General features: G+C 37.1%; 12 protein-coding genes. 4 read left to right on the forward strand and 8 right to left on the reverse strand.

The window, feature by feature from the left end; all coding sequences use genetic code 11:
- Nucleotides 1-151: 151 nt before the first annotated feature.
- Nucleotides 152-1,510, reverse strand: coding sequence for a bifunctional UDP-N-acetylglucosamine diphosphorylase/glucosamine-1-phosphate N-acetyltransferase GlmU (gene glmU / locus ABJD71_RS00780; RefSeq protein WP_348163067.1), 1,359 nt, complete (start codon nt 1,508-1,510; stop codon nt 152-154).
- Nucleotides 1,511-1,744: 234 nt separating this feature from the next.
- On the opposite strand from glmU, the gene ABJD71_RS00785 reads away from it, so the two are divergent.
- Nucleotides 1,745-3,169: a diguanylate cyclase gene (locus tag ABJD71_RS00785; RefSeq protein ID WP_348163070.1), complete on the forward strand. Its 1,425-nt coding sequence runs from the start codon at nt 1,745-1,747 to the stop codon at nt 3,167-3,169.
- Here the strand turns inward: ABJD71_RS00785 and ABJD71_RS00790 are convergent, their stop codons facing one another.
- The 3 genes from ABJD71_RS00790 to ABJD71_RS00800 form a co-directional block, all read right to left on the reverse strand.
- Nucleotides 3,170-4,045: a DMT family transporter gene (locus ABJD71_RS00790; RefSeq protein ID WP_348163073.1), complete on the reverse strand. Its 876-nt coding sequence runs from the start codon at nt 4,043-4,045 to the stop codon at nt 3,170-3,172. It abuts the gene before it with no gap.
- A gap of 130 nt (nt 4,046-4,175) precedes the next feature.
- Nucleotides 4,176-4,646, reverse strand: a complete 471-nt coding sequence (locus ABJD71_RS00795; RefSeq protein ID WP_348163076.1) for a methylated-DNA--[protein]-cysteine S-methyltransferase — start codon at nt 4,644-4,646, stop codon at nt 4,176-4,178.
- Nucleotides 4,643-5,989, reverse strand: coding sequence for an AlkA N-terminal domain-containing protein (locus ABJD71_RS00800; RefSeq protein ID WP_348163079.1), 1,347 nt, complete (start codon nt 5,987-5,989; stop codon nt 4,643-4,645). Before ABJD71_RS00800 ends, ABJD71_RS00795 begins: the two co-directional genes overlap by 4 nt.
- Nucleotides 5,990-6,235: 246 nt before the next feature.
- Here ABJD71_RS00800 and ABJD71_RS00805 point away from each other — a divergent pair, with 246 nt between their 5' ends.
- Entirely contained in the window at nt 6,236-7,378 is a 1,143-nt protein-coding gene (locus tag ABJD71_RS00805) for a serine hydrolase domain-containing protein (RefSeq protein WP_348163082.1), read from the forward strand.
- Between the two features lie 54 nt (nt 7,379-7,432).
- Here the strand turns inward: ABJD71_RS00805 and speA are convergent, their stop codons facing one another.
- The 4 genes from speA to ABJD71_RS00825 form a co-directional block, all read right to left on the reverse strand.
- On the reverse strand, nt 7,433-9,358 hold the full coding sequence (gene speA / locus ABJD71_RS00810) for a biosynthetic arginine decarboxylase (RefSeq protein ID WP_348163085.1): 1,926 nt from the start codon (nt 9,356-9,358) through the stop codon (nt 7,433-7,435).
- Nucleotides 9,359-10,619: 1,261 nt separating this feature from the next.
- Nucleotides 10,620-10,832, reverse strand: coding sequence for a helix-turn-helix transcriptional regulator (locus tag ABJD71_RS00815; protein WP_348163088.1), 213 nt, complete (start codon nt 10,830-10,832; stop codon nt 10,620-10,622).
- A gap of 495 nt (nt 10,833-11,327) precedes the next feature.
- Entirely contained in the window at nt 11,328-11,765 is a 438-nt protein-coding gene (locus tag ABJD71_RS00820) for a nucleoside deaminase (protein WP_348163091.1), read from the reverse strand.
- A 66-nt stretch (nt 11,766-11,831) separates the two neighbouring features.
- Nucleotides 11,832-13,112, reverse strand: a complete 1,281-nt coding sequence (locus ABJD71_RS00825; protein WP_348163094.1) for a diguanylate cyclase — start codon at nt 13,110-13,112, stop codon at nt 11,832-11,834.
- A gap of 595 nt (nt 13,113-13,707) precedes the next feature.
- Here ABJD71_RS00825 and zntR point away from each other — a divergent pair.
- Both zntR and ABJD71_RS00835 read left to right on the forward strand, forming a co-directional pair.
- A complete protein-coding gene (gene zntR / locus ABJD71_RS00830; protein ID WP_348163097.1) occupies nt 13,708-14,109 on the forward strand; it encodes a Zn(2+)-responsive transcriptional regulator in 402 nt (133 codons plus the stop codon).
- Between the two features lies 1 nt (nt 14,110).
- Nucleotides 14,111-15,154 carry an SO_0444 family Cu/Zn efflux transporter gene (locus ABJD71_RS00835; RefSeq protein ID WP_348163100.1) on the forward strand — a complete coding sequence of 348 codons (1,044 nt, stop codon included), beginning with the start codon at nt 14,111-14,113 and terminating at the stop codon, nt 15,152-15,154.
- Nucleotides 15,155-15,314 lie beyond the last annotated feature (160 nt).

Genomic DNA, 15,314 nt, shown 5'->3' on the forward strand with positions numbered 1-15,314 from the left:
TGGAAAATTAGCCTATTATTGAAATTAGGTGTGGTTATGGTGAGGAAGTGTGTTCAGTGGTAGATTGGGCTATTAGTAAATAACGATTAGAATATAAATTTCTAGGTTAACCTTTAAAGGCAAACCTAGGCATGATGGTTTTATTTATTCGTTATTTTTTAACTGGCCTTTCCCAATTATTAAGGTTTCTTTGTTTAGCTCTTGAAAGGGCTAACTCATTATCCGCTACTTCTTTGGTTATGACTGAGCCTGCACCAACTGTTGCGTTTTTACCAATATTTGCTGGGGCGACTAAAGAGCTGTTAGAGCCTATAAATGCACCGTCTCCAATAATGGTTTTAAATTTATTTACGCCGTCGTAATTACAAGTGATTGTGCCAGCACCAATATTTGCGCCTTCGCCTACTTGTGTATCTCCAAGGTAAGTAAAATGATTCGCTTTTGAGCCCTTTCCTAAAGTGGTTTTTTTCATTTCCACAAAATTACCTACTTTGGACTTTTCAGCCATTACTGCACCTGGTCGTAATCTTGCAAAAGGCCCTACGTTACAGTTTTTACCGACTTGTGCTTGCTCGATTATAGAGTTTGCTTCAACAGTTGCCCCCTCTTCAATATCGCAATCAATGAGTACACAATTGGGGCCAATATTGACATTTGAGCTTATGGATACCTTACCTTTAATAACTGTATTAATATCGATATTAATGTCTTGTCCAACGGTTAACTCGCCTCGTAAATCAAATCTATGAGGATCAGCTAAGCTTACCCCTTTAGCCATAATTTGTTGTGCTTGGTCAAATTGAAAGGCTCGTTCGATATTGGCCAGTTGCATTCGATTATTAATGCCTTCAACCTCAATGGCCGAGCTGGGATGTGAAGCTTTTATGGTTTTGCCCTCTGCGGCAGCCATGGCGATAACATCAGTGAGATAAAACTCGCCTTGAGCATTATTACTGTCTAAATTTCCTAACCAACGTTTTAAATCAATGCCTGCCATGATCATCATGCCGGTATTGATTTCTGTTATTTGTTTTTGTGTTTCGCTGGCATCTTTATGCTCAACGATTGCGGTGACTTGTTCACCTTCTCGAATAATTCTGCCCATGCCTGTTGGGTCTTCTAAGTGCACTGTCAACAAGGCTAGATCGGCGTTTTTTTTAATACTGATAAGCTGTTGTAGAGTACTCGTTTTTATAAGTGGAGCATCGCCCACTAAAATTAATACATCTTCGTCATCTGATATATGTGGTGCTGCTTGTTGTACAGCATGACCTGTGCCTAGCTGTTCTGCTTGTAAACACCAAGATAGCTGGTTATGGCTTAGTTGGGCTTTAAGTTGCTCAGCTCCGTGGCCATAAATTAAATGAATATTGGCCGCGCCTAAGTCGTTAACCGTATCAATAATATGTTGCACCATAGGTTTGCCACCAATAGGGTGTAACACCTTTGGTAGGCTGGATTTCATTCTGGTGCCTTTGCCTGCAGCTAAAACAACTACCGAAAATTCCATATATCTTCCTATAAGTATTGGTTCTGTTGACCTTAATGATAAAGTTATTCTACTTCTAAGCTAACATAGTGTCAGTAGCTCAAAGGTTTTTTTGTGAATCAGTGAATATAAGCAAAGCAACCCAAGTACCGCTACAATAAAAATAATCATTACCTTTAATTACTCAAAAGGCACTTTTCGGTTATCATTACAAATAGTATCAATGATTGAAACTTTAAATGGAACAAGGCTACCGTGAATATTTTCCGCACTTTACATAGAAGTTTTTTACTACTGTTTGCTGTAGTAGTTATCGCCATTGTCACTCTAACCCACATTAGTATTTCAAAGATTGTTGCTGAGCAAAGCCGTGTTCAACAACAGTCTAACTCCCCCGCCTTTCAACTGGTCGTTGAACAACTTATGCAGCCTTTGCATATTGCTCAAACGTTGGCGAAAGCAAAAGAGTTGATAGAGCTAATGAAACAACCAGAACAAAACGAAGAACAAATATTTTTAACCCTAGAAAGGCTGCATAGAGAGTTCAATTTGAACTTTTTCATTGCCAGTGAAATGAGTCGTAAACAGTACAACTCAGAAAGGCAGCTGATAGACTTAGTTGAGGGAGAAGTAGATTGGTACTTCAGATATAAAGCACAGCCAGAGGATGCCATGGCTGATATTGGGCAATGGCAAAATCCGCAATTTTATATTGACTTAAAAATATATGATGAGAATGATAATTTTCTAGGGGTGTTTGGCGTAGGAAAAAGCCTTAAAGGGTTTACTGAGGTGTTTAGCCAGTATAAAAAAACCTACGGTTATGACTTTATTTTTGTTGACCAAAATAAAGATATTACTCTCACTTCCGATCCGGAGTTACTGATCAAAGGAGTAACCTTTAAAAACCTAACTGAGCTTCCTTGGTTTACAGATTTAACGCCTCAACAACAAGAATCTTCTTTGAATAACCTATTGTTACCTATCAATGGGCAAGAAGCGCTAATTGCAGAACTCAATATTCAACCATTTGATTGGACTATGTATATTATAACACCGCTACAAGCGAGACAAACCGAGATCAGTCGAGGGTTTATAATTAGCATAGTGACTTTGTTAGCTATCATTTTTGGTTTGTTTATTTTGATATACAATCTTTTGTACTATTTCAAAAAGGATATGCAAAAAAATAAGCAAATAGATATTCTCACAGAGTTACCGAATCGAAGTCATTTAACTTTGAAGTTTGAAGAAGTGATGTATGAAAATAAGCCGGTGAGCCTAGTATTGATTGATTTGGACAATTTCAAGCCAATCAATGATACTCATGGCAGAAAAGCGGGTGACATTGTATTACGACAAATTGCGAGTATGTTACATAATGAAGTGAGAGATTCCGACATATTAGGTCGTTGGGGTGGTCAAGAATTCATTCTATTGTTACCAGAAACAGGGCCTCATGAAGCTGCGGAGTTATGTCAAAAATTGTGTGAAAAATTAGCAGGAATGACTATTACCACCGGTACTACATCAATTCAGATCACTGCTAGTTTTGGTATTTCTTATACTGCCATAACACGGAGCATGTCTGAAGTTATCGCAGCTGCTGACGATGCTTTATTTTTGGCTAAAAGAGATGGTCGTAATTTAGTTAGAACCAAGTTGATTGAGTCATCCTAATTATGCAGCCATTCTTTTTTTGAAAACGCCTGTTGTGAGTGCTACGCCAAATAACACCATAGCCGCGCCGATAAACATATTAAGTGTTAGTTGTTCCCTTAAGAAAATCATGCCCCAAATAATGCCAAATACAGGGACAAGGTAAGTCACTGTAATTGCTTTATAGGCACCTACATTTGCAATTAACCTGAAAAACAACAAAGCTGCAAAGCCAGTTGAACACGCTCCCAATATCAAGACACTAAACCAGCTGTCTAAGCTAGGGCTACTCGATGGCAAGTAAAATAAGCTAACAGGAACTAAAAATACTGTAGCAAATAATAGGCTGCCTGATGCTATCGTTAAAGGCCTGACTCCTTGCAATGAACGCTTTGTAAAACACGCTGCAAGGCCATAGAAAAATGTGGCAATAAGTGCAGCCACTATAGCTTGAAATGTATTATCACTTTGGAGTGCAAGCTTTGCCATGCTAAGCACAAACACCCCTAAAAAACCTATGACTAAACCTATAAATGCTATTGGAGCTAATTTATCTTTTAACCAGATAAATGCGATGATAGCTACAAACATTGGAGTTGTAGCATTTAGTATCGATGCGTACCCTGCGCTTAAATAAAGGGTACTATAGCTAAATAAAAAGTACGGAATAGCATTATTGGTGATACCAATAAACATGATTGGGCGCCAGTTCTCTATTAATTCTCGACCTAATTTTTTAAAGAATAGTAGAGGGAGTAATACTAAACTTGCTATACCAACCCTGAGTGTCACTAACATTACGGGGCCAAAATCTTCAACTGTGGTTCGCATAAATAAAAATGACCCGCCCCACAATGCTGATAGTAAAACGAGCTCACAAAAATATTTAAAGGGCATAGCTACCTTTCCTTTTGATGGGGCATGGGGCATTAGGTTATTGGTCGAGTGCGAAGCAAGAAGTCAACGGTTTTAGCATAACGAAAATATAGCTGCCTTGTCTTGTACTTTATTTGGGTGACACCTAAGGTTAAGGTTGTAGATTCTTTTCTAAGGTTAACAACGCTGATTTTATTTCGGTTCCCCAAGCATATCCTGTAAGTTTACCATTGCTACCAATAACTCGGTGGCATGGCACAACAATAGTAATAGGGTTGCGCCCATTCGCTGCTCCAACTGCTCTCACCGCTTTAGGGTTATTAATTTTTTGAGCGATGCTTCCATAACTACATGTCTGGCCAAAGGGTATTTTTAATAGTTGGGTCCATACTTGTTGTTGGAACTCAGTGCCTTTGGGATTTAGGCTCAATGTAAAGTGTGTTCTGTTTCCAGCTAAATATTCAGTGAGCTGTATTGCGGCCTGTTTTGTGTGCAGGTTCCCTTTTGTGGTGTATTTTAGAGTTGTCACAAAGCCAATGGCTGTTATACCTATATTATCGGCATGTATCTCTAATACCCCTAAAGTGGTTTTTAGGTATTCGGTAAACCTTTGTTCAGTCATGCCATATTCCAAAGTTGAAAAGTCAAATAACTGCGCCAAGGTGAAGATAGAGCTGAATCTATTTTATATTTGTCGAGTTGTTTTTTTATAATGAGGTCTGTTTGCAACCATATGTTGGGTTCAGATAGACCGCGCATTTTTGCGTAAGCAATTGTCCAGGGACCAATTCCCTTGATTTTTATCCATTCATCGGGAGAGTGGTTTGGGTGACAAGAGTAGTACTCACAAAAGTCTCGTATGGTTTGCTTACGGCTCATGGGGATTTTTAAAAATTCTAGGTTACTATCAATGATGGCTTGAGGTGTTGGAAAGTAATATTTGTCAGCTACCTTTTCACCTAAAGTCTGAGTTAGCAAAGATAATAACGAAATAGCCCCTTTAACGGATATTTGTTGACCGAGAATCCCTCGTAGACCAGCTTCAAATGTATCCCATACACCAGGTAAGCGTATTCCATCAGTAATTCTATTCTTAGGAATACCACTTTTTATCAACTGTTTTTGAATCTGCAGAATGTCTGCATTAAGGTCGAATACTCTTTCGATATTGCTTAGTAATAGACTTAAGTGCTCAATCTTAGTTAAGTTTATCTCTAGTAACAGATAGTTTTTGCCTGGCTGATAGGTTGCAGCAAACCAACCTTTACAGCCTTCAATTGAAAAGGTTCTTGAGTAACAATTCGTTTCAACAATCTCAACGCCAGAGATCGCCCTTTTTTGTAAAAATGCTTGTATATAATGCCAGTTAAACGGTGGCCTAAAGTGTAGTTTTAGCGAAAGGTATTGATTTTGGTTAATCTTTTTTTTTCTAACTTGAAGGGGGCTTAAACCAGTGATTTTTTTGAAGTTGTGTTGCAAACGTCGAGAGCTTGCAAAACCGCTAGCATGGGCCACAGTTTCTATGTCCATAGCAGTTTCATGCAATAACTTTTTTGAAAACAAAATTCTATTAAATATTTGGTATTGTTTCGGTGTTAGCCCTAAATGTTTTTCAAATAATTGTCGTAAATAACGATCAGAAATCCCCAATTTTAACGTGATATCATTGATCGTTAAATCATGATGCTCTCTAAGGAGCTTCATGGCTCTATGCACGGTAGTTTCGACCCCTTTCCAAGCATATGACTGTGGCGCACTATCTGGCCTACATCGTAAACAGGGCCTGTAACCTTGGCTCATAGCTTGTTGTGCGTGTTGAAAATATTCTACGTTTTTTTCATGGGGCAAGTTTGCTGGGCATATAGGTCGGCAAAAAATATGCGTGGTTTTAACTGCAATAAAAAACACCCCATCAAACCTAGGGTCTCGGGTGATTCTTGCTTGCTGATAAATACTGGTTTGCATAGGGCTCTTAATCAAGACTTGAGTTGTTATTGTAATGATTTTTTTGTTGCAAATGCGATAAAATCGGAACTGAATGTAAATTCTATTTTGTATTAATTGTAACAACTAAGATGCCGAAGTAGGTTGATTCACGGATAAGAGTCAGAGGATAATGAGACAATACAAATGTTGTTTATGTATTAACGTATTGTTGTTATGAATTGTAAGGTTACGTGAAGAGGGTTATGTTTTTTACTTGGTTATATAATGTTTAGGCTCGTATGTTTATGTCTTGTTGCCATTGGGCTTAGCAGCCCTGCTTGGTCGGCTGATCAATGGTTGGCAGAATATGCTGCTGATATTGAGCGTAAAGCTAAGGTAAAGAACCTGCCAGGTTATGCTTTTGCATATATAGAAAAAGGAGGGCCTGCCTCGGTTGTTTTGTATGGAAACGAAAGTAAATCAGGCGCTGCAATTGATATTGATACTGTGTTTAGGTTGGCGTCTGTCTCAAAAACCTTTACCTCGATGCTAATGGCTAAGTATGTTGAGCAAAAACAACTTAGTTGGCAAATGCCTGTTGTGAGTTTGGTGCCTGACTATCCTTTTTCTCAGAGCGCTAATAGTCCGTTGTTATTGCAGCATGTTATTGGCCAGTCTAGTGGGTACACTCCTAATGCTTACGATAACCTCATTGAAGCCAACTATTCAGTAGAACGTGTACTTAATATGTTATCTGACCTTGAGCCTCTCTGCTCACCAGGTAAGTGCTATACCTACCAAAATACGCTATTTGCAGTCATTGAAGAATACTTCGCAAATCAAAATACCTCTTATCAACAAGCATTAACTAAGACAATCATTGAGCCTTTAGGCATGCCAAATGCTAGCGTTGGTAAGCAAGCTTTAAAGGCTTCTAAGAAATGGGCTAAACCCCATGTAGCAATTTCTAAAAATAAATGGCGTTCAACATCAGTAAAAGATGATTATTACCGGTATTCACCCGCTGCAGGAGTAAATGCTAGCCTTGAAGATATGATAGTGTGGATGCGAGCACTGCTTGGCGAAGAGCCTAGTGTAATTAAGCCTGAACTTATTAAACAAGTCACCGAACCAAGAGTGAAAAGTAAGAAAGAGCTGTATAGGCGTCAATGGCGTAATCATTTATCAGATGCGCACTACGGTTTGGGCTGGCGAGTGTATGAGTTTAAAGGCCACAAATTAAATTACCACGGAGGGTGGGTAAAAGGGTATCGAGCAGATGTGGCTTTTTCGCCAGAGTTTGGTGTGGGTTATGTGATGTTAATGAACGCTGAATCGAATTTAATCAATGAATTTACCCCTGATTTTTGGGCTCGCTGTTTTGAACATCTAGAGAGTCTTCAATTAACGGCAAAGGTAGGAGACTAAAGTCTCAAGTAAATAACAAAACATGCTTGCTACTTACCTAAGGTTTGTTACTAATTAGTCTGTGGTTTTAAGATAGGTGTAACCCTTTAGGCAGTTTTCGTAAAAATCAGTCCACTTAACCCCTTCTCTTGGCTTCATTTCACCTTTAGATACGTGGCTATCAATCAGTTTTTTAATTCCTTGGGCCATCGACTGAGGATTGTATTGCATAATTGATAACACATCTTCCACCGATGAGCCTGCAACCACTTCTTCAATATAGAAGTCTTCGGGGTCATCGTCATAGCTAAATATGTGTACTTCATTCAACCGTCCAAACAGGTTATGCATATCTCCCATAACATCTTGATAAGCGCCCGTTAAAAATAGGCCCACGTAATAATCTTCATCTGGTTTAACTGTATGCATGGGGATGACGTTAGATATGCCATCGTCACTAATGAATTGATCTAATTTGCCATCACTGTCACATGTAATGTCTACTAAAGAGCAATTAATCGTGGGTTTTTCGTTCATACGAGTTAGTGGCACAACGGGAAGAACTTGATCTATCGCCCAGGTATCTGCTGCTGATTGGAACACCGAAAAGTTACACAAATATTGAGACGACAGATTGAAAGGGAGTTCTTGCATTTGTTCGGGAATAAACTCAGCCGTCTTTAGCCTGACTTGAAGAGTTTCCATAATTTGCCAGTATAAGGTTTCGATTTTGGCAAGCTCTTCTAATGAAATGACTCTTAATTTGAATGCATTGAGTGCTTGTTCTTTAAATTGAGATGCATCATTAAATATTTCTTGCAGGTTATTATGTGTTTCAATTAATTCTGAAAGCTCACGAATATCGGTCAGTAGTACATGCTCTCCAACTTGTTTATCTGTAGGTATTCCTATGCTGTGAGCTTTGATTTCTCCTACAACTTGGGTTATCACGCAACTATGGTGAGCGGTAATTGCCCTGCCACTTTCGCTAATAAGTGTAGGGTGGGGGACTTTTTCTAGATCGCAGACTTGTTGCATACCATAAACGATATCAGCCACATACTCATGCATACTGTAGTTTCGGGATGAGTCATTGGTTGACTGGCTGCCGTCATAGTCAATTCCTAAGCCGCCTCCAACGTCTACATATTCAAGTTTATAGCCCATTTTGTGAAGTTCTGAATAAATCATCGCCCCCTCACTTATTGATTCTTTAACGGCGCGGATATCCGTCAGTTGGCTTCCGATATGGAAATGCAACAGAATTAAACTCTCAGTCATGTCGTGTGCTTCTAGGTAACGTGCTGCCCCAATTATTTCACTAATGGTAAGGCCAAACTTTGCTCTGTCGCCCCCTGAGCTTTCCCACTTACCACGGCCTTTAACCGTCATTTTAGAACGAACACCTATTAAAGGTTTTATATTTAATTCTTTGGCGATTTTTACCAGTAACACAAGCTCAGAAAACTTTTCGATAACCACTATAGTTTTGCGACCTAGTTTTAAATTAAGTAAGGCAAGTCGCATAAACTCTTGATCTTTATAGCCGTTCAATATGGTTAGTGAATCTGGGTTGGTATTCATCGCCATGGCCGTGAGAAGCTCCGCTTTAGATCCTGCTTCTAGACCATAATGGAAGGTGGTTCCAGCATCTACAATTTCCTCTACTACTTCACGCATTTGATTTACCTTTACCGGGTATACTCCCCTGTACTGGCCCTGATAGTTTGCTTCGGCAATCGTATTGTGAAAAGTAGTATTTAGTAAAGATACCTGTGTGCGTAAAATATCGTGAAAACGAACCACCACAGGAAACTGAATGCCTTCTTGTTTTATTTCGTCTAAAACGGCTTTAAAGTCGATACGCATACCGGTATTTGATGGGTCTGGTGTGACGTGTAAATTTCCATTCTCGCCAATTTCAAAATAGCCCGCTCCCCAGCGATTTACACGGTATAAATTTTCTGAGTCTTCAATAGTCCATTTTTTATTTCTAGGCATTTTACATTACCAAATTAGGGAGGTGGAAAAGCCAGAATTATAAATAACAACATTTAAACTAGCTAACAATTAATGATTAAATTTTATGGTTATTGATTTAAACCAAATATAAAATTTCAGCAGTGAGATGTACTTACTATTACATTAAATAGACAACTGAGAAGTAAGCATTAGAGATACCAAAAGTCTCACTACATCGACGATTGTGGTTAAAATCATAAAATCGACTAAAGTAGAACCCTCCTTACTTGAGCAAGTAAAACAATATTAAAAATTTCTAAGAGCTTAGGTATTAGCGTATACACTCACATTGTGATGTCACTTTATTGGTTTGAGAGACACATCCAATATAGCTCAACAATTCTAATTGATTAACGGCCTTGATAAGCTGATTTAAACTCTTGATGAGTGAAAAGTAGCTACGGGTTGATATTACTAAGAGTTGGCTGAATTGTGAGGATAAGGTTTAGCTATTGTTGATGCTCTGCATACTGGCGATAATGAAGGTTAATTGTCTCTTTGGTGATTGCCTTTTATTAAAAATAAAAGGCCAAAAAAACAGACATGTTTTTTGGCTTTTTAATCATTAGAAACTTCTAAAATAAACATTCTTAAACGTAATCTAATCAATGCAAAAATTTGCCACTCATTGAGTTTTTATTTCGGGCTCTATGGTAGTCAGTAATCAAAATAGTTTTATTTCATTTGGTAGAAAGGAAGGAGGATAATCTAAAAAACTGACTAAACTAGCGTATTGCAAGTAGCTGTGATTTTGTAAACCTAGATACATTAAATGAAGTCTGATATGCCTATATTTCAGACTTTATTCAAATGCATTTTTAACAACAATATAGCCATTATAGTGACTGTAATAATGTTTAAATTACATTGTGGAACATATAAGAAATCTACAAACTTAGAGTACAAGGAAGCCTTATACCTAGTGTCTACAATCGAACGTTTAGGCTTTACGTAAACTCTCTTTAACCTTATTGATTTGAAGTGAGGTAGAGATTAGTAATACTGTAAAAGCTCTTAATGAATCATTGTTTTGGCAACAATGAAATGGTAATTTCAAACATTAAGTAAATGCTAACATACTAATATAATTTTTAGCATTTCCTTATTTTTAGTGTTTTATAATGTGTGTGAGCATTTACATTTTATTATTTATTTGAACATATAATAGAAAACAAACAACATGCTTGACTATGGTAAACGTTCAGCTTTGAGTATTGTAAAATGTATCAACAGAACGTTTTTAACTACTGTGATATTCGAATACTTCTTCAATAGACTGCCCAAATATTTCTGCAATTTGAAAGGCTACCTCGAGAGTTGGTGAGTGCTTACTTTTTTCAATTGCCATAATAGTATGCCGAGTAACGCCAACTAATTCGGCTAACTCTTTTTGGGTCATTTCATCTGCGAAAAAACGCAGTTCACGGATCTTGTTTTTGATCATGTTTGTCACTCAAATTTATAGTGTAAATATATAAGAACTAGTTAAAGCTAGGTAAGCCAAATAATATGTCGGTTTAAAAAAATTGAATGATCGAGTTCATTTACTATTAAATTTATTACCGTTTACTTAGCAATAGCAAAGCTTTGTTCTAGTGCAATTTCTTGCTCTTTTCTAACTCCAATTATTTTAATTCGTATGTGTTGAGTGGAGTTATTTTGCTGTTTAAACAATAATGTCAATTGTAAACTTTTGTCGCTTTTTTAAAGCCAGATTTACAGAGTGGATGCCTAGTAATATTCTTTCTAATTTAAGGCTTTAAACTTACATTTTTTTGGTTGTGCTCAATATTTAAAGCGAGTTTCAAAATTTCAAACTTCATTCGTAATGTATTTATACAATTTATAACAATAAAAAACTGTTTAATTCTCATGTTTTATTACATTAAGTTATTATTTGTTTACTTGACGTTATTGTTTTTTTACTTGTGGTTAATGATTTATTGCCTTACTCGCCAATATCTTCGTTCCAAAGCTCTGGTTTAGCTTTTATAAATGCTTCCATTAAGTTTATGCATTGTTGATTTTGCAAAACTGTGACTGATACGCCTTTAGACTTGAGTAAAGCCTCTTCGCCCATAAATGTGCTGTTTTCTCCTATAACTACTTTTGAAATGCCATACAAAATAATTGCTCCAGAACACATTGAGCAGGGAGATAGAGTGGTATAAATGGTTGATTCTCGATATGTGGCAGCTGTTTGTCGCCCTGCATTTTCTAATGCATCCATTTCTCCATGAAGAATAGGACTTCCGCTTTGAACTCGGCGATTATGGCCACGACCTATAATTTCTCCCTTGTGAACTATTACAGAGCCAATTGGGATACCACCTTCCTCCAATCCTTTTTGTGCTTCTTCTATTGCTGCAGCCATAAATTTGTCCATTTTTTTCTCCTATATAATTGCTTTTAGTTTTTAGTGAGCAAAGAAGCGTCAGTCTGTTGCTATTCTTTACAAGTTGATAATTGTCTTATTTCTTCCTGTTTCTTTGGCTTGGTATAAGGCTCTATCTGCACGAATAAAAGCATTTTCAAATAGCTCAGATCGAGCAATTTTAGTTACTCCAATGGTAACCGTTACATTTTGAATTGTGCCAGCAACAAAACTTGTTGATTCAATAGTTTGACGTACTTTTTCTGCAAAAGGTTCGATACTCTCGCTGCCAATACAATGAAATAAAACAATGAACTCCTCTCCCCCCCATCTTGCAACAATGTCATAGGAGCGTATACATGCTTTAAAAATTTTAGATACTTCTTGAAGTACACTATCGCCTACAGCATGGCCATAGTCATCATTTATGGTTTTGAAAAAATCCAAATCTATTACTAAAAGGGCGTAATTATGTAGCGATTTTTTTGCATACAAATCATCTACAATTCTATTTAAGCCTTCTCGGTTTAAAATATCTGTTAGCTGGTCATTTTCAGCTTTCTCGCGATATATTTCACTTATTGTTCTAAATTCTTTGATCTGGGCGTCACTTACTTTAATCATTGACAGTAACTTTGTTTGGCGTATCAAGTTCTCAGAAATTAAAAATACAGCCCAGAATAAAATAATAGAAAAATATAGGGTTTCTTTGGAAAAATAATTACCTGTGGCAGTAATCGATTTAAGTTGAAAGTTATGGCGACCCAATTTGTTTGGGAATGGAATGTCAATTCCTATGGCGATAACTTTACTTATATCAGTTTTTATTTCTTTAGGTGGTATTTTGTTATTTTCAATCCACCAATCAGCCACCCTTAGGTCACTAAATGGGAGTATGACAGTTTTGCTGTAATCTGTTGCTAAGGTAGAAAAACTATTAAATTTAGCTTTTCCTACAATATCCGTCATACCCGGAACTGGGTAATAATTACGTAAAAAAACTCTCAAAAATGAAGCGGGACCTTTGTAGTCTAGTTTTACTTCAAGAGCACCATATGAAGATAAGTCTAATTGTTTGGCGGCAGGTTTAGACCACGATACGGAAATTCCACAATATGGATATAGGGTGCCAGCTCTAAGATGGCATACCCAATTAAGCTGAGTTTTATCAATCCAAATTATTTCAGAGTTTCCGCCAATAATGTTATCAACAGATTCATGTACATTCTTCGTTAGCTCTGGATGCAAAGCCATAGTGCGTTTAGGAAGGTTTTCGTAAAAAAGGAGAAGCACTAAGGTTACGATAAAAGCGACTGCCTTAATCAATTGAAGTAAAGTAATTTTTGTGAAAATTTTCATCAAGTCATGAGCTCTTCGAGAATAATGATTCAAAATAGATTGATACTTTAGTTTAAGTTTTCTTTTGGTGCCTAAAACAAAAACACGCATTTCTGTTAAACAGCCATCAATTTGATACTAGTAGAAAATGTAAAGTTTTTTTATCTTACTAGATTTAAAAAAATGGTCTATGAAATAAATTTGAATTGATTGTGGCCTTTTTATACCTATCCTACTTTTGCATTTGGGTGGGACTACGCTGATAGTCATACTCACTGTTTAAGCATTGTGCTTTTTCAATCTTAAGTCGAATTTTCTCAACAAAAATAAAATTGTTTTATTTCTAGCAACAAGATAGAAAAATACATTCTTCCTCTGTCATAACCGGCTTTTATCAGAATCTACAGTCTTCCTAATATAAAAGTTGTGTTTTGGCTAAAGGTGGAGTGTACGCTTCGGAGTCCAATTCTAAAATAAAATCAAGCCTAAGATTACGACTGAAGCCACACGCCATTTTATTTACTAAAGATCGTAATTATTGTTTATTACACTATTGACCTTAGATGTTAGTTTAAGGTTTATCATAGTGTTTCTGGACTCAATAGGCGGATATAAAATGCAGATCAGTGAACTGGCTAAATTATCTAATTTAAATGCGCATACGTTACGTTATTATGAGAAATCTGGGTTATTAAAGCCTTCAGGTCGAGGCCACAATAACTACCGTATTTATACTCAAGATGACTTAATTACCGCTAACTTTATTAAAAGAAGTAAAGCTTGTGGATTTAGCTTGTCCGAAATCAAATCACTTCTCGCTATTAAAAATGACAAAAGCCAACATGTTTGTGCTGAAGCAAAGTCAATAACAGATACAAAAATCAAAGATATTGCGGGGCAAATTATGCAGCTACAATACATGCAGAGTACGTTAGAGAAGCTAGCGCAATATTGTTGTGGTGGTCAAGAAAGTGCTGAGTTTTGTTCAATAATTTCCACCCTAGAAAGCGAGGTGTAATGTGCAGCTATTGTCGAACTTCATTCTTCTTTTTGTTGAGTCTGCGCCCTATTTGTTGTTGGGCATGCTGATTGCGGGTGTCATTAATCAATTAGTTCCAAAAAATTGGATTGAGAAAACACTAGGGAAAAAAGGTTCAGTGGTCAATGCTGCTGTCATTGGTGCCCCTCTTCCTTTGTGTTCTTGTTCAGTTATTCCTGTAGCTATGGGTATTAGAAGAAGTGGTGCATCTAAAGCAAGTACTGCTAGCTTTTTGGTGGCGACACCGGAGACGGGTATAGATTCGATTGGCGTCACGTATGCATTAATGGGCCCAGTAATGGCGATTGCTAGGCCTATTGCTGCAATATTTTCTGCAATTTTCACCGGTACTCTGATTGCAATGTTTACTGACAATAAGCCACCTACACATAAAAAAGACCAAGCAGCTGTTTCTTCTTGTTGCAGTGGAACTAAATCGACGCAACTTACCTTAATCCAAAAAATTAGTGCAGCCTTTACATTTGGTTATGGTCAATTATTAAGAGATTTTATGGGATGGTTTCTAGTCGGATTGTTTTTTGCTGCTTTAATTACTACCTACCTGCCTGAAGATTATATTGCCCAGCATGCTCAAGGGCTAGGGACTATGCTATTAGTAGTGCTAATTTCAATTCCTATGTATGTCTGCGCTACTGCATCTACACCCATTGCTGTTGGCTTATTGCTTTCAGGTATCACACCTGGGGCTGCTTTGGTCTTTATGTTAACTGGGCCTGCAACCAATATTGCGACTTTAATGGTGATTAAAAATGAGTTGGGGAAAAAAGAATTGGCTTTATATTTACTAGGTATTGTTAGCGGTGCGTTAGTATCAGGTGTTATTTTTGATAAAATTTTAAACGTTTTTGAATGGCAATTAGCGTTAGTACATGGAGGGCATTCAGATATGATGGGGTGGGTTTACCAAATATGTGGTTTGGTGTTGATGGGGTTAATAGCGTTTCAGTATTTTAGAAAGCTTCAAGTTAAAAACTCTAAATCAGAAAATGCCCATTCTCATTAAGATTTGACCTATTGGTTGCAATTTTGTTGTTCTAGAGAGACCAGATTCATTTATGGTTCTTTGTTGTAGTTTTTATATTAGAATTATTGGATGCAAAAAAATGACATCTAGTCTCACTATTTCCTGAAGTTCAGACATCAACTGAACTATCATTAAAGTC

The organism is Paraglaciecola sp. (assembly GCF_039943935.1).
Taxonomy (GTDB): Bacteria; Pseudomonadota; Gammaproteobacteria; order Enterobacterales; family Alteromonadaceae; genus Paraglaciecola.

Coding starts and splice junctions, on each gene's coding strand:
- glmU (WP_348163067.1), bottom strand. CDS start 1,510: ATGGAATTTTCGGTAGTTGTTTTAGCTGCAGGCAAAGGCACCAGAATG.
- ABJD71_RS00795 (WP_348163076.1), bottom strand. CDS start 4,646: ATGACTGAACAAAGGTTTACCGAATACCTAAAAACCACTTTAGGGGTA.
- ABJD71_RS00805 (WP_348163082.1), top strand. CDS start 6,236: ATGTTTAGGCTCGTATGTTTATGTCTTGTTGCCATTGGGCTTAGCAGC.
- ABJD71_RS00800 (WP_348163079.1), bottom strand. CDS start 5,989: ATGCAAACCAGTATTTATCAGCAAGCAAGAATCACCCGAGACCCTAGG.
- ABJD71_RS00825 (WP_348163094.1), bottom strand. CDS start 13,112: ATGAAAATTTTCACAAAAATTACTTTACTTCAATTGATTAAGGCAGTC.
- ABJD71_RS00790 (WP_348163073.1), bottom strand. CDS start 4,045: ATGCCCTTTAAATATTTTTGTGAGCTCGTTTTACTATCAGCATTGTGG.
- speA (WP_348163085.1), bottom strand. CDS start 9,358: ATGCCTAGAAATAAAAAATGGACTATTGAAGACTCAGAAAATTTATAC.
- ABJD71_RS00820 (WP_348163091.1), bottom strand. CDS start 11,765: ATGGACAAATTTATGGCTGCAGCAATAGAAGAAGCACAAAAAGGATTG.
- zntR (WP_348163097.1), top strand. CDS start 13,708: ATGCAGATCAGTGAACTGGCTAAATTATCTAATTTAAATGCGCATACG.